The organism is Galbibacter orientalis DSM 19592, assembly GCF_000260115.1.
Lineage (GTDB): Bacteria > Bacteroidota > Bacteroidia > Flavobacteriales > Flavobacteriaceae > Galbibacter > Galbibacter orientalis.
Genome location: NZ_JH651379.1, coordinates 3,371,235 through 3,391,346 on the forward strand (window position 1 = coordinate 3,371,235; position 20,112 = coordinate 3,391,346).

Genomic DNA, 20,112 nt, shown 5'->3' on the forward strand with positions numbered 1-20,112 from the left:
GTTATTCTGTAGATGTGATTTCTCCTTTCAGTCGAAATGACTAAAGCTTCACAGTCATGTCGACCATCGGGAGACATCTCATCACCTTAAATATTAATGAGTTAGCAGAATGTGATTTCTCCTTTTATACTCGAAATGACTTAACTAAGTGCTTCTTTATAAGTTTTTAAACACCGTTCTCTAGCTTCTTTATGGTCTACAATTGGGTCTGGATAGGTAAGTTCATTTAAATCTTCTACCCATGTATTTATATATTTTAAATCTTTATCAAATTTTTTAATCTGTGTAGTAGGGTTAAAAATTCTAAAATAAGGAGCGGCGTCAACGCCACTGCCTGCTGCCCATTGCCAATTTCCAACATTGCTAGAGAGTTCATAATCTAATAGTCTTTCAGCAAAATAAGCTTCGCCCCAACGCCAATCTATAAGAAGGTGCTTGCATAAAAAGCTGGCAACAACCATTCGCACTCGATTGTGCATATACCCCGTTTTATTTAATTGTCGCATTCCAGCATCTACCAATGGATAACCAGTTTCTCCTTTGCACCATTTTTGAAACTCAGTTTCGTTATTTCTCCAGTTTATTTTATCGTATTTCTTACGAAAAGCATTATGTGTTGTTTCGGGAAAATGCCAAAGTATTTGCATAAAAAACTCCCTCCAAATAAGTTCATTCCAAAAAGTATGCTCTTTAGCCTCCAATGCTTTTTGCATGGCTTGCCGAATGCTAATTGTTCCGAATCTTAGATGTACACTTATATTGGAAGTCCCTTTTTGTGCCGGAAAATCTCTTAAATTTTTATAATTATCTAAAATAGAAGGTGTAATATCATAGTTCTTTACTTCAATACTAGATTTATTAAAACCAATATCAGATAAGCTTAATTGTGGAAGTCTTGTGTTCTTTACTAGCTTATCAAAATATTCACTTAAAGATACAGATGTAGCATTTTTTTTGCTAAAATTCTCTTTCCATTTTTTCATATAAGGAGTGTATACAACATAAGGATCTCCATCGTCTTTTACTACCTCATCTTTTTCAAAAACAACTTGGTCTTTAAATGTTTTGAATTCTATTTTTTTAGACGATACATATGTAGAAATTTCCTGATCTCTCTCTTTAGCATAGGGCTCGTAATCCCGATTGGTGTAGATTGCTTGTATTTCGTATTCCTTTACTAATGACTTAAAAACATTAATGGGAGTGTCAAAATATAGGGCAATAGAGCTATCATACCTTTCTTGAAACTCCATGCGCATTTCCTGAAGCCTTCCATGTATAAATGTTACTCTAGCATCATTTTTAGGAAGTTCTTGTAAAATATTTGAATCAAAAATAAAGATAGGCATTACTGGATTTCCACTTTTTAATGCTTCTAAAAATCCTATATTATCATTTAGTCTTAAATCTCTTCTAAACCAGAAGATGGAAATACATTTCTTCATTTTAAAAAATTAAAAGTAAACTATATTAGATTTAGCTCACAAAGTATAGGTTAAAGCTTGAAAAATAAAGTTTAAGTGTCGGGAGTATTTATATTTTTAATACTGAGTAAAAGTATTAATTTTGTTTATCAAAAAATAAATAAACTTAAACAAAAATGACATTTAAACTTTTCTTTTAAGATATTGTTAACATATGAGATTTGTTAAATATGTAAATTCGTAGGAGTTCTAACTAATTAAAAAATAATTTAAAATGAAAAAAATAATACTTGTAATATGTGCTTTTATAGGGTCATATGCATTGGAAGCTCAGGTAACAGCTCCGCAGCCGAGTCCAACTTCTAAATTGGAACAAAAGGTAGGTTTAACAGATGTTACTGTAGCGTATTCACGTCCATCTATGCGTGGAAGAACTATTTTTGGAGATCTTGTTCCTTATGGAGAATTATGGAGAACAGGCGCCAATCAAAATACAATTGTTACGTTTAGTGATGATGTTAAGATAGGAGGGAAGGAAGTAAAAAAAGGAAGTTATGCTTTGTATTCTAAGCCGAATAAAGATTCTTGGGAAGTTTATTTTTATAGTGATACCAATAATTGGGGGAATCCAGAAAAATGGGATGCTAGTAAGGTAGTAGCTTCTGTTACTGCAAAAACTTACGAATTGCCTTTTAAAGTGGAAACATTTACTATTGATGTAGATAATTTATCAAACAATGGCGCTTCTTTCGGGATTGTTTGGGAAAGTACTTATGTAGAAGTGCCATTTGAAGTTCCAACGGTAGACAAAGCTATGGCTAGCATAGAAAAGGTAATGGCTGGACCTCAGGCAGGCGATTATTATGCGGCCGCTGTTTATTATTTACAAGAAGGGAAGGATTTAGATCAGGCGCAAGAGTGGATTGATAAATCAATTTCTATGCAAAATGAACCTCCTTTTTGGATGCTGCGACAAAAATCTCTTATCCAAGCAAAAAATGGAGATACAAACGGGGCTATAGAAACTGCAAAACAGTCGTTGGCTGCTGCTGAAAAAGCAGGAAATAAAGACTATGTTAAATTAAACCAAGACTCATTAGCAGAATGGGGAGCTAAGTAATTACACTTGTTTGAGTGGTATCACTCTTTATACTGATAGAATAGTAGAGGCTGAATTTTCTTGTTTTTTAACTTAGAATTCAGCCTCTTTTTTTTTGATTTTTTTCTATTATTGTCCGATAAAAGTTTATGGAATTTGTAGAACTCCTCTTATATCAAGGTTTAAATGGGGTTTTCAAAATAGACCCCTTGCTATTAATAAAAATGAATAAAAAGAGGAGCTTAGTAATGTTGTTTCTTTAAGCTACTCATGTTGTAATAGTTAAGATTTAGTCTTTGTTCTTTTCTCTTGCAGCGAAGTGGTCTTGTATTTTTACTCGGACATTAATGAATTTTTTCTAAAAATATATTTAAAAGCATTTTTATAGTTTATCATTCTAAAACGGATTCATCACGTTGAACTGTTTTTCTTTTTAGAAACATCAATCTACCATCTTCAAGAATAAGATATAAACAAGGAACAATAACTAGAATAATGGAAGTTGCAAAAATAATTCCGAAGCCTAAAGAAATAGCCATAGGAATTAAGTAAAAAGCCTGACTGGAACTTTCTAGGATGATAGGCGTTAGACCTCCAAAAGTAGTTAAGGTGGTTAACATGATGGGTCTAAACCTACGAAGTCCAGCTTCGTGAATCGATTCATAGATAGAATTTCCATTTTTACGTTGATTGTTGGCATAATCAATCATAATGAGAGAATCGTTTACTACCACTCCAGAAAGTGCAATAACTCCCATTAAACTGACTAAAGAAAGGTCGTATCCTAACAAAATATGTCCAATAACGGCTCCAACAGTCCCAAAAGGAATGGCCATCATTACTACTAAAGGTTGGATATAACTACTAAAAGCTACTGCCAAAAGTGCATAAATTAGCATCATGGCAATTAGAAACCCGCTCCATAAGGTCTCTGTAGATTCTCGCATGTCGGCTTGACTCCCTTCAAAGGACCATGTTAACCCAGGGTAGTCGGCACGTAATTGCGGTAATACTTCTTGGTTAATTCGTTCCATAACCCTACCTACTGTATTTGCTGGTTCTGTATCCATACCAACCGTAACCACACGTTTCCCATCTCTTCTATTAATACTAGTAAAGGCTTCTTTTTGTGTAACCTCGACTATATCCAATAATGGAACTTCAATGCTATCTTGGGTTCTTATAAGGAGATTTTCTAGGTGTTGAATATCTTTACGTTCATGGAGTGGTAATTTAACCCGTATTTCTACTTCATTAATAGTCCGTAATTGTCGCATTGACAAAGCCCCGAAGAAAGCATTTCGAACTTGTCGTCCTACTTCAGAAGAGGTTAAGCCTAAGTTTCTACCTGCTGGCAAAAGTTTAAAATCATATTGTAATTTACCTTTGTTGTAATTGTCGTTCACATCGCGGGTATTTTCAAAGGCTCTCATTTTTTCTACAAAATCTTGACTTGCTCGTTCTAAAACCTCTATTTCTACGTGACTTAAATCAACGCTAATTGATTGCTGCGCCCCTCCAGGGCCGCGCTCTGCTTCAAAAGTTATTTGGTCTACGCCAGTAATATCTCCAATATTATCTCTCCACAATTCAATTACCTCGCCAGCTGTCATATCACGTTGATCCGGAGGAAGCATTACAATTTCAACATCTATAAAGTTCTGTCCCCGAACATTGGTTTTTATACCTTCGGCAACTTCATATAAATTATGTTCGTCAAACATATGTTGTGTAGCTGATGTAATTTCTTTGGCAACAGCTTCAGCTTGATCGGGAGTAGTACCCACAGGTAATCTTACCCCAGCTTCGATTTCATCAGCAGCAACTTCTGGCATCATAATCATTCCCATATGGTCACTATACCCATAACCTCCAACTATAATAAGAATTGCAATTGCGATACTTAAAGTAACGTATCTAAATTTTAAACATTTGTCTAGAAACGGGCGGTAATAGGTGTCTATTATTTTATTAAAGCCATGGGCAAATTTTCCTTGCCAATTTTCTAGTTTTAAAATCCATCCTTTTTTCTTTTTCTTTTTAAGGTGTGCTAAATGGGAGGGGAGTATAAATAAAGCTTCTAGCAATGAAACTGCTAGAATTACAATAACCACAGCTGGTAGTGGCTTCCAAAACTTCCCTGTTTCTCCAGGCATAAATAGTAAAGGAACAAAGGCTATGATGGTTGTTATAATACTAAAAACTACTGGTCTAGAAACATCTTTAGTACCTTCAATTGCTGCTTTAATAGGGCTAAGACCTTGTTGCCTATATTCGTATACATTTTCACCAACTACAATGGCATCATCTACAACAATGCCCATTACCACTAAAAATCCAAACATGGAAATCATATTGATACTAACACCAATGAGGGGTAAAAAAATCATTCCTCCAATAAAAGAAACCGTCATTCCTATCATCACCCAAAAGGCGAGTCGGTATTCCAAAAAGAGACCAAGGATAATCAAAACAATAAAAATAGCCATGATTCCATTTTCTGTAAGTAATGAAAGTCGCTCTCTATAGTCTTCTGCCCGATTAGAATCGATACGATATTTCACCCCTGGAGGTAATTGAAAATCGTTGAGGATTTGCAGTACTGTTTTTTCTATATCCAAAGGCGATTGATCGCCCACACGAAAAATTTCAAGGTCGATAGATGCAGTTTGATTAAACTGACCATGAAACCCAGTTTCCTCAAAACCGTCTGTAATGGTGGCAATATCAGCCAATTTGAGTTGTGCTCCAGATTGAGATGATATAATTGTAATTTCTCCAAATTCCCTAGCCCATTGCTTACGTTCTTGCATTCGCAGAAGAATTTCTCCCGCTTGTGTTTCTACAGCTCCAGCAGGAACATCCTCACTGCTATTTGCAATAATATTTGCTACCTGCCCTAAAGTTAATTGATATTGCTGGAGATTATGTCGTGATATTTCAATACGAGTTTCATATTCAGGTAGATAGCCTAATTCTACCTGAGTGATGTTTGGATTGCTGAGAAACCGATTTCGGAGTCGCTCTGCCAGTTTTCTTAAATTCCAAAAATCAATTTCTCCATATAAGGCTATTTGCATCACATCTCGTTGTTGATCTTGGAGTGCCACTTCGGGTTCTTCAATATCATCTGGAAATGTACGAATACGATTTACTGCTTGGTCTATATCTTGAAAGGCCTTCATTCTATTACTACCGGCAACCAGTTCTATTAAAACATTTCCAGCACCTTCTTCTGCAGTAGAAGTTATTTCTTTAATTCCCTGAATCCCGCGAATGGCTTCTTCTACTGGGAGTAATATTCCTTGTTCTACTTCTTCGGGAGCAGCACCAGGGTATGCCACATTAACTTCCACAAAATCCAATTGAAACTGTGGAAATACTTCCTTTTGGATGTTATACATAGTCCAAATACCAGCACCAATAAGCACAATCATTAAAAGATTGGTGGCAATAGAATTACGAGCCATATAAGCTATAGCTCCTTCTTTTCGAACCTTGGGATGTTCTTGTTTTTCTGCCATTATTCTACTTCTTGCTGGTTATTATTGGTTTTAGAAGAATCTGCTTCGGTTCGTAGTGGAATTCCAGATGCTACAGTACTTAAATTTGTAGTAACTATTTTAGCGTTGTTTTCTATTCCACTTTCAACATAGGCATAGTGGGCATCTGTTAAAACAATGGAAACTTCTTTTACGGTTAATTTCTGATTTTCCATCGTCCAAACGGTATTGTTATTTCTGATGTAATTTCGATCAATCCGAATAACATTTTCAACGGTTTCTCCTTCGATCTGAACTTCTACAAAAGAACCGATAATCAATTTATGATTACCTTCTGAAGTTTTTTTATGCGATAAAGGATCAGGAATACGTACTAGTACTCTTGCCAAACGAGTTTGATTGTCTAAAGCCCCAATTTGTTTATCTAAGTACCCAATTCTATATTCGTTTTCAGCCCAAGCAGTAACGTTTCTAATTTTAACTTTAGCGCCATTTTTTTCTTCTGAATTAGGAAAAGAGAGCCATTTTAATTTTCCTAAAGGGACAGTCACTTCCACCCAATAATAATCTGTACCTACTAAACGACCAAGATTATCTCCAGGTGCAACCTGAGAGCCTACAGTAACATTCTGGTTAATGATATGCGAATCAAAAGGAGCACGTAACTTGGTACGTTCTAAGTCTAATTGTGCTTGATCTACCGCAGCTTGTGCAGAAATAACAGTTGCTTTTACTGCATTTAATTGAGGTTTTCTTAAAACTAAGTCTTGTTGTTTTTTTGAGAGTGTATCTCCTTCAATAAGTTGCAAATCTTGCTCGGCAATTACTTGGCGACCCATTTCAATTTCTAAATTGGTTTGTGCCTGTAGAAGTTCACTTTTTCGGAGTTCTAAAATGTTTTTATAATCGGAAGGATCAATTTGCAATAAAATAGCTCCTTTTTTTAGGAAACCTCCAGGAGAGAAATCGGCTGCCCTTTGTGTTACTTGTCCGCTTACAAGAGGACTAATAACAACATCTTCTACTGGGCGAACAGTGCCTGTTGCTACGATGGTAGGTTTAAAATTGCCTTTTTTAGCGGTAACCACATTTACTAACATCGCTGATTCTTTTACAGCAGCTTCACTTTTTGCTGTGGGTTCGGTAAAGAAAATGATGGAAGTGATTACAATAGCTGTAAGTAAAATCCCCAAACATATAAAAATGACCTTTTTGTTGCTCATAGTTTCTAGTTATTCTTCTAATTCATTTTCCCGTTCTGTTTCAAATGCTCCGGCTAGTGCACGATAAAGAGAAATCCGGATGTTTATTACTTCTTGCTTTGCAGAAAGTACATCTCTACGCAATTGTTGTTCTTGGTCTAAGGCTAACAAAACATCTAAATATTCACTCAGGCCATTTACAAATTCAATTCGTAATTGTCGGTTTGTTTTTTGTGCCAAGTTTAATCGTTTCTCCAATATTGCTATTTGTTCTCTTTGCATTTGCTCTTGTATCAATGCATCTTCAACCTCTCGAAAGGCTATTAAAACTGTTTGCCCATATTGATATAGCATTTGGTTTTTTACAGCTTCTGTTCTATCTACTTCTGCTTTAAGTCTTCCACCATAAATTAAAGGAGCAACAATATTTGCTCCCAGTGTATACGCCCATTCTTCAAATAAATTATTAAAATCGTTGGAGCGTAATTGTGTTCCTGCGGTTAGTGTTAATCTAGGGTATTTACTTGCAATAGCAGAAGCCATATCTCTGTCGGCCGCCAACACCAAATTGTAAGCCTGTTGAACATCGGGTCTTCTTCTAACAAGATCCAAGGGCAGACCAGTTTCTGGAATCTGTGGGAGTTCAGGGAGACCTTTTGGTTGTATTTCGAGATTATTTTGTGGAGGTTTTCCTAATAATACAGAAAGCTGATTCTCTAGTAATTCAACATTAGTTTTATAAACAATTTTTTGATTTTGCGTAGCTTCTAAAAGCTGTTGTTGTCGTAAAATATCTGCACCACGGATAGTTCCTCCACTAAAACGCACACGTATTAGCTTCATAATATCCTCATTAGTTTCTATTTGTTTGTTGGCTAGTTTTAGCTGTTCTAAGGCAGTTAAATATTGAAACCAAGTGGTAGCAATTTCAGCTGAAAGTGTCATTGCGGTAGTTTGGTAATCAAAAAATGAAGCTTCTAAGCGAAAATTCGCAGCTTGTTTACTTGATTTTAGCCTCCCCCATAAATCTAACTCATAGGAAGCAGAAAGTCCTAATTGAGTATTTTCACCACCAGCAAAATCTGGCTGTGGTCTGCTAATACCTGTTTGTAGATTAGCTTCAACTTGAGGCCAAAGGAAAGAAGCTTCACTTCTTCTAATTGCTTGTGCTTCCATAACCTGTTCCCATGTTGCGGCAAGATTTAAGTTTTGATTAAGTGCAGAATCAATAAGGATATTTAATTTTTCATCTTCAAAAACAGTCCACCATTTTTCAGGAATCACTTGGGTTCCTGTTTGTGTAAATGCTTCGGGATTATCTATAGGAGCCTCAACAGGATCTAGTTTGGGAGAACAATTTGTAAATAATAAAAAGGCACAAAAAATTAAGGGTATCCACATTATTTGTGGATACCGGTAGTGGAATGCTTCAAACCTGATATAATTTACCAAAGTTTAATAGTTCTGATTATCAACAACCTACAATTTACTATTTATAAGATGCTTTTCAAAATAAAAAGCATAATTGTGATATTCATGAAGCATATTTACAATAAAAGTGGTTGAGAAATTACCTTAACTTTTCTAAGATTTTTATCCATTTCATTTTTTTGGAATAAGGAGCGTATCTTAAGGGAATATCAAGCCATGTGCCTCTTCTTACAACCGACTTATGATGTGAGAAAACATCAAAAGTTAAATCGCCATGATATGCACCAATGCCACTATGTCCAACACCTCCAAAAGGAAGACGCTTATTTAAAAAATGGACTATAGTGTCGTTTATTACGCCTCCACCATAGGAGAATTGTTTCATTATTTTATTAGAAAATTGCCTTCTATTGGAGAAAACATATAAAGAAAGGGGTTTTTCATATGAGGTGATGATACTTTGGATTTCTTCTTCTGAATTATAACTAATAATAGGAAGTAAAGGGCCAAAAATTTCCTCTTTCATAAGATCGCTTTCTAAGCTTGGTTCATTTATTAAGGTTGGAGAAATATAGCAATCGGTTTTATCAATAACTCCTCCAAAAGCAATGTCTTCATTATTAATTAATTTAGAAAGTCTGTCGAAATTATTTTTATTTACAATTCTAGGATAATCAGAAGAATTTTTTGGATTTTCAGAATAAGCAGCTATTATTTCATTTTTTAAATGCTGAATTAATTTGTCTTTAATATTAGAGGCAACTAAAATATAATCTGGTGCAATACATGTTTGTCCGCCATTAAGAAACTTACCCCAAACAATTCTTTTTGCTGCTTGCTTTAATTTTGCAGTTTCATCAATAATACATGGGTTTTTACCTCCTAATTCCAAGCTTACAGGAGTTAGGTGCTTTGCCGCCGCTTGATATACTATTTTTCCTACTTGCGGACTCCCAGTAAAAAATATGTAATCCCAACGTTCTTGTAGGAGAGCTGTAGAAATATCTTTATCTCCTTGAACTACACTTACATAATTTTCTGGAAATACAGCTTTTATGATTTCTGAAATAATAGTAGCTGTATTTGGAGTTAATTCAGAAGGTTTAATAATAGCAGTATTCCCTGCGGCAATAGCTCCAATTAAGGGAGAAATGGCTAATTGAAAAGGGTAATTCCATGGTGCAATAATTAATACAGTTCCATAAGGTTCTTTTATAATTTTAGCAGAAGAAGGAAAGTTAATGAGTGATGCGCTTATTGTTTTTTCTCGTGTCCAAGAATGAATTTTTTTTATGGCATCGTTTAACTCCCCTAAAATATATTGAGTTTCGCTTAATAAGGTTTCAAATTCCGATTTTTTAAAATCAGCATACAAGGCATCACAAATGTCTTTTTCTCGGTTTTTAATCTCCGATTTTAGTCTTTTGAGAATATTTTTCCGAGTAGGCACATCCTTTGTAAAACCTTTATTATAAAACGATTTCTGAGCATCTATAAGCTTCTTAATGTCACTTTTCATTTATAGTATTGTAAAAAAAGTTTTTTCAAGTTAGAAATTATATCTAATATTGTAGTAATGAACAAGCAAATAATTAATATCATTTCTATTCAAGTCGCAGTGATTATTCCACTGGGATAGGGAAGGAGTGTATATTATTAAATATAGCAAGCCTTCCTTTTTGGAAGGCTTTTTTTATACCACTAAGTGGTTTTATGTTCAAGATTTTGGGGAGAAATAAATTAAATATTTTTCATTTAAAAAATCTAAGCATATAGATGTAAAAAGAAACAGTATGAAACAAAACATAATTATAGTCATTAGTATTATTATGAACTCCATTTGAGTTGATACAATTGCTATGATTAAAAAAAGCCTGTATCAATGCTAGATACAGGCTTTTTTTATTTCTGATAATGATATAATAAACTTTTAAAAATTTAGGACAAAACAAGTATAAATTCATAAAATAAAGGCGTTGAATGTCCTAAAAAAATGTATTTAAATAATTGATTATCAGCACAATAGTTATTTATAAAGAAGATTGGATTTAAAGTTAAAAAGGAAATAAGGGAAAAATTAGAAAAACAATAGTATAATTTTGAATAATATTAAATAATACTCGAAAATTTAACATATAAAGTGAATTTAAAAAAATTTAGTCACCAAGTAACACAAGACCCAACGCTACCAGCTGCACAAGCAATGTTACATGCTTTGGGCTTAACTGATGAAGATTTACAAAAACCCTTTGTAGGTATTGCTAGTACAGGTTATGAGGGGAATCCTTGTAACATGCATCTAAACGATTTAGCAACCCATGTTAAGAAAGGAACAGAAAATGCCAATTTAGTCGGACTCATTTTTAACACCATAGGAGTTAGTGATGGAATTTCTAATGGAACACCAGGAATGCGTTTTTCATTACCATCAAGAGATATTATTGCAGATTCTATGGAAACTGTAGTAGAGGCAATGAGTTATGACGGATTAGTAACTGTAGTTGGGTGTGATAAAAATATGCCTGGAGCCTTAATGGCGATGTTGCGTTTAAACAGACCCTCTGTGTTGGTTTATGGAGGTACAATAGCTTCAGGATGTCATAACGGTAAAAAGTTAGATATTATTTCTGCTTTTGAAGCTTATGGACAGAAAGTAGCTGGAACTATAGATGAATCTGAATTTAAAGAAGTAGTACATAAAGCATGCCCTGGAGCAGGTGCTTGTGGAGGAATGTATACCGCAAACACAATGGCTTCTGCTATTGAAGCTTTGGGGATGTCGTTGCCATTTAATTCTTCCAATCCAGCAGTTAGTAACGGAAATATAAAAGAAGAAGAATGTGTTAAGGCAGGGGAAGCGCTACGTTATCTTTTAGAAAATGATATAAAACCTTCGGACATTGTTACAAAACAGTCTTTAGAAAATGCTTTTAGACTTGTTACAGTTTTAGGAGGTTCTACCAATGCAGTACTTCACTTTTTGGCAATAGCTAAATCAGCTAAAATAGATTTTACTTTAGAAGATTTTAAAAGAATAAGTGATAATACTCCTTTACTTGCCGATTTAAAACCAAGCGGTAAATACTCAATGGAAGATTTACATGCAATAGGAGGGATTCCTGGAGTGTTAAAATACATGCTTGAGAATGATATGTTGCATGGTGATTGTTTAACTGTTACTGGTAAAACTTTAGCTGAAAATTTAAAAGATGTTCCTAATTTAATTGAAGGACAAGATATTATAAGAACCCTAGATAAGCCAATTAAAGATACTGGTCATATTCGTATACTTTTTGGAAACCTAGCAACAGAAGGCGCAGTAGCAAAGATTACTGGAAAAGAAGGGTTGTCATTCACAGGACCTGCAAATGTTTTTGACAGTGAAATTGCCGTAAATGAGGGGATTAAAACTGGAAAGGTAAAAAAAGGCGATGTAGTGATTATTCGTTACGAAGGTCCTAAAGGAGCACCAGGAATGCCAGAAATGCTTAAACCAACTTCTTCTATTATGGGTGCTGGATTAGGAAAAGAGGTAGCTTTAATTACTGACGGACGTTTCTCTGGAGGTTCTCACGGTTTTGTAGTTGGACATGTAGCTCCAGAAGCTCAAGTAGGAGGAAATATTGCCTTGGTTGAAAATGGAGATATTATTGCAATAGATGCAGTAAACAATACCATTAACATAGAAATTTCTGACGATGAATTAGCAGAAAGAAAATCAAAATGGAAAGCCCCAGCATTAAAAGCTACAAACGGAGCATTATATAAATACGCTAAAACGGTTTCTTCTGCCTCAAAAGGGTGCGTTACCGATGAATTTTAGAAAAGACTAACATCAATTTGATAATTGCAGCGTGAGTTGGCAACTAATAGATTGTACTTATGGAAGTAAAGACATTGAAAAAAGAAGAAAGTAAGACCGGAACTAAGATTAGAATTTCGGGTGCTGAAGCAGTAATACACTGTTTGTTAGCCGAAGGCATTGAAACTATTTATGGATATCCTGGAGGAGCCATAATGCCAATTTACGATGAACTTTATAAATTTAGAGATAAGCTTCATCATGTATTAACAAGGCATGAGCAGGGTGCTACGCACGCTGCACAGGGTTATGCTAGAGTTTCTGGTAAAGTAGGGGTGGCAATGGCTACTTCTGGACCAGGAGCTACTAACTTAATTACTGGAATTGCAGATGCTCAAATAGATTCCACTCCAATGGTCTGTATTACAGGTCAAGTTGCTCGTCATTTATTGGGTTCTGATGCTTTTCAGGAAACCGATATCGTTGGAATATCAACACCAGTAACTAAATGGAACTATCAAATTACAGAGGCTTCTGAGATACCAGAAATTATGGCAAAAGCATTTTATATTGCTAAATCTGGTCGCCCAGGTCCTGTTTTGGTAGATATTACCAAAAATGCACAATTTGAGGAGTTTGATTTTGATTATCAAAAATGTACTGCTATTCGTAGTTATACTGCAAATCCAACCTTAAACCCTTCTAAAATTGAAGAAGCAGCAGCATTAATTAATAGTGCTAAAAAACCTATGATTGTTTGGGGACAAGGAATTATTTTAGGAAAAGCAGAGGAAGAATTAAAATCTTTTGTTGAGAAATCTGGAATTCCCGCAGCTTGGACTATTCTTGGGGCTTCTGCCTTGTCATCTTCACATCCATTAAATGTAGGAATGGTAGGGATGCACGGAAATTATGCGCCAAATGTATTGACAAACGAATGTGATTTGCTAATTGCTTTAGGAATGCGATTTGATGACCGGGTAACGGGCGACTTATCTACTTATGCAAAGCAAGCTAAAGTGATACATTTTGAGATTGATCCTGCCGAAATTAATAAAAATGTGCATGCAGATGTACCTGTTTTAGGAAATGTAAAAGAAACTTTAAGTGCCTTATTGCCTTTGGTGAAAGAAAATAAACACGAAGCATGGCATAATGAGTTTAAAGACCGCTATAAAATAGAGTTTGATAAGGTTATTAAAAACGATATTCACCCAGAGAAAGAAGGTTTAACAATGGGAGAAGTTATCGAACAAATAAATATAGCCTCCAATCATGAAGCTGTAATTGTATCAGATGTGGGTCAGCATCAAATGATTGCGTGTAGATATGCAAAATTTAATACTTCTAAAAGTAATATTACTTCTGGGGGATTAGGAACAATGGGATTTGCACTTCCTGCTGCAATTGGAGCAAAAATGGGAGCTCCAGAAAGACAAGTTGTAGCTATTATTGGAGATGGTGGGTACCAAATGACTATTCAGGAGTTGGGAACTATTTTTCAAACTAAAGTTCCAGTAAAAATAGTGGTATTAAATAACGAATTTTTAGGAATGGTTCGCCAATGGCAACAGTTGTTTTTTGATAAGCGTTATGCTTCTACAGAAATGACTAATCCAAATTTTGTAGCCATTGCTGAAGGATACCATATTCAAGCTAAAAAAGTTACCAAAAGAGAAGATTTAGAAGCAGCAGTTAAAGAAATGATGGCATCTCCAGATGCTTATTTCTTAGAAGTTGGTGTAGAAAAAGAAGATAATGTGTTTCCGATGATTCCTACAGGAGCTTCGGTTTCAGATATTCGTTTAAGTTAAGAGATGAGTTTGTAAAGGGAGAGGTTGAAAGAGTTTTAAAGTTTGTAAAGTTGAAGGTTAAAAAAGTTCTAAAAATAGAATGATAACGAGCAACTGTTATATACTGAAAATTATAATTCAACACTTTCCCGACTACTTAATACTAAAATAATAATGGAAGAAAATAAAACATATACGATATCGGTTTATTCTGAAAATAACGTAGGATTATTAAATAGAATATCAGGAATATTCTTAAAGAGACACATTAATATAGAGAGTCTAAATGTTTCTAAATCAGAGATTGAGGATGTTTCTAAATTTACAATTGTTATTTATTCTACGGAAGATTGGGTACGTAAAATTGTAGGTCAGATTGAAAAACAAATTGAAGTTATTAAAGCGTATTATCATACAAATGAAGAAACTATTTTTCAGGAGTCAGCTTTGTTTAAAATAGCTTCTAATTTGTTGTTTGATGAACGTCAGATTCAGAATATTATAAAAGATAATCATTCAGAAATTGTAACTGTTTCTCCAGAGTTTTTTGTGATTTCTAAATCGGGAAGACGCGAAGAAATTGAAGAGATGTACGAACAGTTAAAGCCATATGGGATTATGCAATTTGTACGTTCTGGGAGAATTTCAGTCTCTAAATCAGAAATGCAAATTTCTAATATTTTAAAAGAATTTCAATATCAATAAAATAAAACTACCTCGTGGCAATCCTAAGGGGTATTTAAAAGAAACAACCTTAATTCATTTCGATGTAGAATATCGGAGAATTAAATCTCATTTAGTGAGACAATAAATAAAAACAACTAAAATTAATAAACACAAAATGGCAAATTATTTTAATACACTTTCACTTAGACAACAATTAGAGCAATTGGGAGTATGTGAATTTATGGATATTTCAGAATTTAGTGATGGTGTAGAAAAGTTAAAAGGTAAAAAAGTAGTAATTGTAGGGTGTGGTGCTCAAGGGCTTAATCAAGGGCTTAATATGAGAGATTCTGGATTGGATGTTTCCTATGCATTACGTGAAGGGGCAATCAAAGAAAAAAGACAATCTTTTGTAAATGCATCAGAAAATGGATTTACAGTAGGGACTTATAAAGAGTTAATTCCTACAGCCGACTTAGTTTGTAATCTTACGCCAGACAAGCAACATACAGATGTGGTAAGTATTATTATGCCTTTAATGAAAAAAGGAGCTACTTTATCTTATTCTCACGGATTTAATATTGTTGAAGAAGGAATGAAAATTCGTGAAGATATTACCGTAATTATGGTGGCACCAAAATGTCCTGGTTCAGAAGTTAGAGAAGAATATAAAAGAGGTTTTGGAGTTCCTACTTTAATAGCGGTACACCCAGAGAATGATCCAGAAGGAAAAGGATTAGAGCAAGCTAAAGCTTATGCTGCTGCAACTGGTGGACATAAAGCAGGCGTATTGCGTTCTTCTTTTGTTGCAGAAGTAAAATCTGATTTAATGGGAGAACAAACCATTCTTTGTGGTCTTTTACAAACTGGTTCTATTCTATCTTTTGATAAAATGGTAGAAAAAGGAATCGACCCTGGATATGCTTCAAAATTAATTCAATACGGATGGGAAACTATCACAGAGGCTCTTAAATATGGTGGGATTACCAATATGATGGATCGTTTGTCAAATCCTGCTAAAATTGAAGCTTTTAAAATTTCAGAAGAATTAAAAGAAATTATGCGTCCGCTTTTCCAAAAACATATGGACGACATTATGAGTGGCCATTTTTCTAAAACAATGATGGAAGATTGGGCTAACGACGATAAAAACTTACATACTTGGAGAGCTGCAACTGGAGAAACTGCTTTTGAAAAAACACCAGCAGCAGATGTTGCTATCTCTGAGCAAGAGTACTTTGACAATGCGGTGTTGATGGTAGCTTTTGTAAAATCAGGAGTTGAATTAGCTTTCGAAACGATGACTGAAGCCGGAATTATTGAAGAATCAGCATATTACGAATCGTTACACGAAACACCGCTTATTGCAAATACCATTGCGAGAAAGAAATTATTTGAAATGAATCGAGTAATTTCTGATACAGCAGAGTATGGATGTTATTTATTCGATCATGCATGTAAACCATTATTAACCGATTTTATGAAAAAGGTTGATACTAATATTATTGGCAAGCCTTTTTCAAATACAAATGGAGTTGATAATAAGGAGTTGATAGAAATTAACGATCAAATTCGTAATCACCCTGTAGAAGAAGTAGGAGCTTGGTTGCGTACTTCTATGACAGCTATGAAAAAGATTGTTTAATTAACCATAAGGAGCCTTCAAGAAAGAAAAGGCAACGTATGGAAAATCTAAAAATCATCTAAAATTTTAATCCTTAGGAGAGTTTTAGATACGCTAATAATTATGGAAACAAAAACAGTTTACATGCCAACATTAGAAAATGTAAGAAAAGCTGCTGCTACCCTCAATGGGGTTGCAGCAGTTACGCCTTTAACACATAGCCTAAGATATTCTAAAGAGTTTGATGCTAATATCATGCTCAAAAGAGAAGATTTGCAAGTAGTACGTTCTTATAAAATTAGAGGGGCATATAATAAAATTAGTTCGCTAACTAAAGAAGAAAGAGAAAAGGGAATTGTATGCGCTTCCGCAGGAAATCATTCTCAAGGAGTAGCTTTTTCTTGTAAAGAACTTAAAATTAAAGGTACTATTTACATGCCAGCTCCCACGCCTCAACAAAAAATTGAGCAAGTACAAATGTTTGGAGAAGACTATATAGACATTGTTTTAGAAGGAGATACCTTTGATGATGCTTATAAGGCGGCAATGACAGAATGTAAACGCGTTGGAAAAACATTTGTACATCCTTTTGATGATGAAAAAGTTATTGAGGGACAAGCAACAGTTGGTCTTGAAATTTTAGAACAGACAAAAAAGAGGATTGATTATGTTTTTGTAGCCATTGGTGGGGGTGGATTGGCTTCTGGATTGGCAAGTGTTTTTGATGTTCTTTCTCCGCAAACTAAAATTATTGGGGTAGAACCTATGGGGGCTCCTTCTATGAAAACTTCGCTTCAGAATAAAAAAAATACAGAGCTACAAGAGATTGATAAATTTGTGGATGGCGCTGCAGTTCAACGTGTGGGAGACCGTACCTTTGCTATTTGTCAGCAATTATTAGATGAAATGATTACGGTTCCAGAGGGAAAGGTTTGTCAGGAAATTTTAGATTTATACAATAAAGATGCAATTGTTGTAGAGCCAGCAGGCGCTTTAACTCTTTCTGCTTTAGAACAATTTAAAGATAAGCTGAAAGGTAAAAATGTTGTTTGTGTAGTAAGTGGGAGTAATAACGATATTACGAGAACTGCGGAAATAAAAGAGCGAGCTTTATTATACGCAAATTTAAAACATTATTTTATTATTCGTTTTCCTCAGAGAGCAGGAGCTTTAAAGGAGTTTGTTGCTGAAATTTTAGGGCCAACGGATGACATCACTCACTTTCAGTATACCAAAAAAAATGCGAAAGAAAACGCTCCAGCAGTGGTGGGGATTGAGTTGAAAAATCCATCCGATTTAGATCCGCTAATTGAACGAATGAAATCTAAAAATTTCTTTGGAGAGTATTTAAATAATAAACCAGACCTTTTTCAATATTTGGTATAATGCAATCTTAATATAAAGTTATTACTGCTTAAATATATTGATATTTAATGCTAGAATTCCGAACTTTAGCGGTACTATTTGTAATGACAGTATACTGTCTTTAAAAAAAATAATCTATGGAAACCAAAACTTTTAATGAAATACCAGAAAAATACCAAATAACGGAACTCGTACATCAAAATAAATTTTTGGTGGGAGGGCAACTAAAACCATGGACAGGAAAAACTACTGAAGTATATTCTACAATTTCTTCTACAGAAGATTATAAGCCTACACTTTTAGGAAGTATTCCTTATATGAGCGAGCCTGAAGCTGACGAAGCATTAGAGGCTGCTGCAAAAGCTTTTGATAAAGGAAAAGGTTTATGGCCAACCATGAAGGTTGCAGATCGTGTTGCTTGTATGGAGAAGTTTGTAAAGCAAATGGAAACCAAAAGAGAGGAAGTTGTAAAGCTTTTAATGTGGGAGATTGGTAAAAATTTACCAGACTCGGAGAAGGAGTTTGATAGAACGGTAGAATATATTTATGATACTATTGAAGACTATAAGCAATTAGATAGAGATTCTGCTAATTTTAAAAAGCGAGATGGTATTTATGCACATATCCGTCGTGGACCATTAGGAATTGTACTTTGTTTAGGACCTTACAATTATCCGTTAAATGAAACTTTTGCCTTATTAATCCCAGCATTGATTATGGGGAATACTGCAATTTTTAAACCAGCAAAGCATGGGGTGTTATTAATAACGCCGCTTTTAGAGGCTTTTAGAAATAGTTTTCCTAAAGGAGTGGTTAATATAGTTTACGGTAGAGGGAGAGAGGTAGCAGCACCAATTATGAAATCTGGAAGAGTAGATGTACTTGCGCTTATTGGAAACAGTAAATCGGCAGTTGCTTTGCAAGATCAGCATCCTCATAAAAATAGATTGCGTTTAGTTTTAGGTTTGGAAGCTAAAAACCCTGCAATTGTTTTAAGAGATGCCGATTTAGACTTAGCTATTAACGAGTGTATTGCTGGAACACTCTCTTTTAATGGGCAGCGTTGTACTGCTTTAAAATTAGTGTATGTTCATGAAGATATTATCGAAGAATTTAATAAACGCTTTTCTAAGCGTGTAGACGAATTAAAGTTTGGAAACCCGTGGGAAGATGGCGCTAAATTAACACCACTTCCAGAGCCTGAAAAACCAAACTACATTCAAGAGTTAATAGAAGATGCTAAAGCACACGGAGCTACGGTTGTAAATGGAAAAGGAGGAAAAATTACCGATAACTATATTTTTCCTGCCGTTTTATACCCTGTAAATAAAGAAATGCGGGTTTTTAACGAAGAGCAATTTGGCCCTGTTATTCCTATTGTTCCTTTTAAAAATATAGATGAGCCTTTGGACGATATTGCTAATTCTAATTATGGGCAACAGGTAAGTTTATTTGGAGCGGATATCCGTACATTGGCGCCACTAATAGATACTTTAGTAAACTTAGTTTGTAGAGTAAACTTAAATAGTTCTTGTCAACGTGGACCAGATGTTTATCCATTTACTGGAAGAAAAGACTCTGCTGTAGGAACTTTAAGTGTGCATGATGCATTACGTTCTTTTTCAATTAGAACCTTTGTAGCTTCTAAAGATAACGATTACAATAATCGTATTTTAAATGATCTCTTAGGAAGTAAAGCTTCTAACTTTGTTAGTACAGATTATATTTTGTAATTCAACAAAAGTTTCAAAACTAAAACACTAGGCTGTGTAAAAAGTAATTTATAATTGTCAAACTGAGTTTGTCAAACTGAGCTTGTCGAACTGAGCTTGTCGAAGTTTTCAAGTAGCTAGCACTCAAAAGAATCCTTCGACAAGCTCAGGATTATATCTCAAGATCAGGATGGTATTTAGAGTTTAATTACTTTTATACAGCCTAGTGTTTTTTATATTTTAAAAAGACGATTAATTAACTCCACCATCAACAGTGGCCAATATTTCTAATGCAGCAGTATGCTCATCTTTATGAACAAATATCTGTACTTGATTTACTACGGAAGGACCAAAACCAGCTAATCTAGCAGATTCGGTTTCATTTTTTATAATTGGACTAATTCCAACTTCTTCTAGTTTACTTTTTATAAAAGTACCTTGAATATCACTCCCAGTAAATATTCTTATGTAATCTTTGTTTTCCATAACTT

The 20,112-nt window shown here is 34.5% G+C and carries 13 protein-coding genes; 7 read left to right on the forward strand and 6 right to left on the reverse strand.

Annotation, left to right across the window (positions count from 1 at the left end; all coding sequences use genetic code 11):
* Positions 1–140: 140 nt before the first annotated feature.
* On the reverse strand, positions 141–1,445 hold the full coding sequence (locus JOOMADRAFT_RS14815; protein WP_008614758.1) for a cryptochrome/photolyase family protein: 1,305 nt from the start codon (positions 1,443–1,445) through the stop codon (positions 141–143).
* Positions 1,446–1,698: 253 nt separating this feature from the next.
* Between JOOMADRAFT_RS14815 and JOOMADRAFT_RS14820 the strand changes: the two genes are divergently transcribed.
* Positions 1,699–2,544: a DUF2911 domain-containing protein gene (locus tag JOOMADRAFT_RS14820; protein WP_008614760.1), complete on the forward strand. Its 846-nt coding sequence runs from the start codon at positions 1,699–1,701 to the stop codon at positions 2,542–2,544.
* Between the two features lie 371 nt (positions 2,545–2,915).
* Here the strand turns inward: JOOMADRAFT_RS14820 and JOOMADRAFT_RS14825 are convergent, their stop codons facing one another.
* The 4 genes from JOOMADRAFT_RS14825 to JOOMADRAFT_RS14840 form a co-directional block, all read right to left on the reverse strand.
* Positions 2,916–6,047 (reverse strand): efflux RND transporter permease subunit, encoded by a 3,132-nt coding sequence (locus JOOMADRAFT_RS14825; protein ID WP_008614762.1) that lies wholly within the window; start codon positions 6,045–6,047, stop codon positions 2,916–2,918.
* Complete coding sequence (locus JOOMADRAFT_RS14830) at positions 6,047–7,249, reverse strand: efflux RND transporter periplasmic adaptor subunit (protein ID WP_008614764.1); 1,203 nt, start codon at positions 7,247–7,249, stop codon at positions 6,047–6,049. The genes JOOMADRAFT_RS14825 and JOOMADRAFT_RS14830 overlap by 1 nt, the downstream gene beginning before the upstream one ends.
* Positions 7,250–7,258: 9 nt before the next feature.
* Positions 7,259–8,629 carry a TolC family protein gene (locus tag JOOMADRAFT_RS14835; protein ID WP_008614766.1) on the reverse strand — a complete coding sequence of 457 codons (1,371 nt, stop codon included), beginning with the start codon at positions 8,627–8,629 and terminating at the stop codon, positions 7,259–7,261.
* Between the two features lie 169 nt (positions 8,630–8,798).
* Positions 8,799–10,178, reverse strand: coding sequence for an aldehyde dehydrogenase (locus JOOMADRAFT_RS14840; protein ID WP_008614768.1), 1,380 nt, complete (start codon positions 10,176–10,178; stop codon positions 8,799–8,801).
* A 621-nt stretch (positions 10,179–10,799) separates the two neighbouring features.
* Between JOOMADRAFT_RS14840 and ilvD the strand changes: the two genes are divergently transcribed.
* The 6 genes from ilvD (at position 10,800) to JOOMADRAFT_RS14870 (ending at position 19,642) form a co-directional block, all read left to right on the forward strand.
* Positions 10,800–12,482, forward strand: a complete 1,683-nt coding sequence (ilvD, locus tag JOOMADRAFT_RS14845) for a dihydroxy-acid dehydratase (RefSeq protein WP_008614770.1) — start codon at positions 10,800–10,802, stop codon at positions 12,480–12,482.
* A 59-nt stretch (positions 12,483–12,541) separates the two neighbouring features.
* A complete protein-coding gene (gene ilvB / locus JOOMADRAFT_RS14850; RefSeq protein WP_008614783.1) occupies positions 12,542–14,275 on the forward strand; it encodes a biosynthetic-type acetolactate synthase large subunit in 1,734 nt (577 codons plus the stop codon).
* Positions 14,276–14,428: 153 nt separating this feature from the next.
* Positions 14,429–14,959, forward strand: coding sequence for an acetolactate synthase small subunit (ilvN, locus tag JOOMADRAFT_RS14855; protein WP_008614785.1), 531 nt, complete (start codon positions 14,429–14,431; stop codon positions 14,957–14,959).
* 136 nt (positions 14,960–15,095) lie between these two features.
* On the forward strand, positions 15,096–16,565 hold the full coding sequence (gene ilvC / locus JOOMADRAFT_RS14860) for a ketol-acid reductoisomerase (protein WP_008614787.1): 1,470 nt from the start codon (positions 15,096–15,098) through the stop codon (positions 16,563–16,565).
* A gap of 123 nt (positions 16,566–16,688) precedes the next feature.
* The gene (gene ilvA, locus JOOMADRAFT_RS14865) at positions 16,689–17,930 is read left to right on the forward strand and encodes a threonine ammonia-lyase IlvA (protein WP_008614789.1); all 1,242 of its coding nucleotides are present in this window, start codon (positions 16,689–16,691) and stop codon (positions 17,928–17,930) included.
* Positions 17,931–18,046: 116 nt separating this feature from the next.
* Entirely contained in the window at positions 18,047–19,642 is a 1,596-nt protein-coding gene (locus JOOMADRAFT_RS14870) for an NADP-dependent glyceraldehyde-3-phosphate dehydrogenase (protein ID WP_008614792.1), read from the forward strand.
* A gap of 231 nt (positions 19,643–19,873) precedes the next feature.
* Here the strand turns inward: JOOMADRAFT_RS14870 and JOOMADRAFT_RS14875 are convergent, their stop codons facing one another.
* Positions 19,874–20,107 carry a putative signal transducing protein gene (locus JOOMADRAFT_RS14875; protein WP_008614794.1) on the reverse strand — a complete coding sequence of 78 codons (234 nt, stop codon included), beginning with the start codon at positions 20,105–20,107 and terminating at the stop codon, positions 19,874–19,876.
* Between the last annotated feature and the right edge of the window lie 5 nt (positions 20,108–20,112).

Bases quoted from the DNA above. Each gene is read 5' to 3' on its own strand.
- JOOMADRAFT_RS14815 (WP_008614758.1), bottom strand. From the start codon at position 1,445: ATGAAGAAATGTATTTCCATCTTCTGGTTTAGAAGAGATTTAAGACTA.
- JOOMADRAFT_RS14820 (WP_008614760.1), top strand. From the start codon at position 1,699: ATGAAAAAAATAATACTTGTAATATGTGCTTTTATAGGGTCATATGCA.
- JOOMADRAFT_RS14825 (WP_008614762.1), bottom strand. From the start codon at position 6,047: ATGGCAGAAAAACAAGAACATCCCAAGGTTCGAAAAGAAGGAGCTATA.
- JOOMADRAFT_RS14830 (WP_008614764.1), bottom strand. From the start codon at position 7,249: ATGAGCAACAAAAAGGTCATTTTTATATGTTTGGGGATTTTACTTACA.
- JOOMADRAFT_RS14835 (WP_008614766.1), bottom strand. From the start codon at position 8,629: ATGTGGATACCCTTAATTTTTTGTGCCTTTTTATTATTTACAAATTGT.
- JOOMADRAFT_RS14840 (WP_008614768.1), bottom strand. From the start codon at position 10,178: ATGAAAAGTGACATTAAGAAGCTTATAGATGCTCAGAAATCGTTTTAT.
- ilvB (WP_008614783.1), top strand. From the start codon at position 12,542: ATGGAAGTAAAGACATTGAAAAAAGAAGAAAGTAAGACCGGAACTAAG.
- ilvN (WP_008614785.1), top strand. From the start codon at position 14,429: ATGGAAGAAAATAAAACATATACGATATCGGTTTATTCTGAAAATAAC.
- ilvC (WP_008614787.1), top strand. From the start codon at position 15,096: ATGGCAAATTATTTTAATACACTTTCACTTAGACAACAATTAGAGCAA.
- ilvA (WP_008614789.1), top strand. From the start codon at position 16,689: ATGCCAACATTAGAAAATGTAAGAAAAGCTGCTGCTACCCTCAATGGG.
- JOOMADRAFT_RS14870 (WP_008614792.1), top strand. From the start codon at position 18,047: ATGGAAACCAAAACTTTTAATGAAATACCAGAAAAATACCAAATAACG.
- JOOMADRAFT_RS14875 (WP_008614794.1), bottom strand. From the start codon at position 20,107: ATGGAAAACAAAGATTACATAAGAATATTTACTGGGAGTGATATTCAA.